The 1,311-nt window shown below is 71.2% G+C and carries 2 protein-coding genes; one reads left to right on the forward strand and one right to left on the reverse strand.

Annotation, left to right across the window (positions count from 1 at the left end; all coding sequences use genetic code 11):
• Positions 1-832: trypsin-like serine peptidase (locus tag R6V09_RS53300; protein ID WP_317888579.1), on the forward strand; the 832-nt coding region annotated here is incomplete at its 5' end.
• Positions 833-1,098: 266 nt separating this feature from the next.
• Here the strand turns inward: R6V09_RS53300 and R6V09_RS53305 are convergent.
• Positions 1,099-1,311 (reverse strand): response regulator transcription factor (locus R6V09_RS53305; RefSeq protein WP_317888580.1); only part of this gene is annotated, 213 nt, incomplete at its 5' end.

A 1,311-nucleotide genomic window follows, 5' to 3' on the forward strand; every position in this document is an offset into this window, starting at 1 on the left:
GGTCTCGGCCACGGCCGTCTCCGGCGCCGAGCGCGCCGCCGCCGCTCCCGACCCGGTGTCGTCCTTCGGATTCACGGCGCAGGAACGCAAGGACGCCCTCGCCTACTGGACGCCGGCCCGGATCAAGGCCGTGGGGAAGTCCGTGGACCTCGGGCCGACCGGGCCGAAGACCAAGACGTGGACCGGTCCACAGCTGAAGACCGTGGGACGGCTCTTCATGGTCAACGCCGGGGGCTCCGACACCTGGTGCACGGCCACCGCCGTGCAGAGCGCCAACCGGTCCGTCGTGATGACCGCGGGGCACTGCGTCCGCCGTTCCGCCTCGCCCGACAACACCAACATGTCGATGGTGTTCGTCCCGGCCTACAGCAAGGGCAGGCAGCCGTACGGCGCCTTCGCGGTCCGTTCCGTCCTGACGCCGCGCACCTTCGCGCAGGAGGGCACGAACGACGTGGCCGCGATGGTCGTCGACGCGGACAGGAGCGGTCGTAGGCTCACGGACGTCGTGGGCGGCACGCCCGTCGCCTTCAACCGGGCGGTCGGCGGGAAGATCTCGTCCTTCGGCTACCCCGCCACCCACCCTCAGCTCGGCGAGGAACTCCTGCGCTGCACGGGCACGGAGAAGAAGGAGAACGGCCAGCAGATGATCCCCTGCGACATGACCGGCGGCTCCAGCGGCGGCCCGTGGCTGGCCGGGTTCGACGAGGCGACCGGGAAGGGCACCCTCGTCTCGGTCAACAGCGCGCTGGACGCCTTCCAGCCGACCAAGATGTACGGCGAGATCCTGGGCGCCACCGCCAGGACGATGTACGAGCGGGCCGGGCGCGGCTGATCACCGGTGTCCGAGGGCTGCCCCCGCCGACAGGGGCAGCCCCATGTGAGTACCGCCAGGGGAGGTGCGGTGACGGGCGCCTTGCCATGACAGCCGTGGGGTTGACCAACACTGCCGGCGCCCGCGACGTTCCGTTCCCCTGGCGGTGCGACCAGCCTGGGGTGCGGGGTGGGTGCGGGGGGCGTGAACTCCGGGAGATGGGTGCACCCAGTCGCAGGCAGGGGCTGTGCAAGGGGGTACCTAGGTATGCGGAAACACCCGGATACCTACGCCGTCGAGGTGCCCTCCGGCTGTGCCGGGGCCAGGATCTCGGTACGGGAGGCGATCCCCAGCTTGGCGAGGATGTGCTCCACGTGGGCGTCCACGGTGCGTTTGGAGATGACGAGCCGTTCGGCGATCTCCCGGTTGGACAGGCCCCGGGTCACCAGGGCGGCGACCTCGCGTTCCCGCCGGGTGAGGGGATCGGCCGGGCGGCCGTC

This window comes from Streptomyces sp. W16 (assembly GCF_033194735.1).
GTDB lineage: Bacteria > Actinomycetota > Actinomycetes > Streptomycetales > Streptomycetaceae > Streptomyces.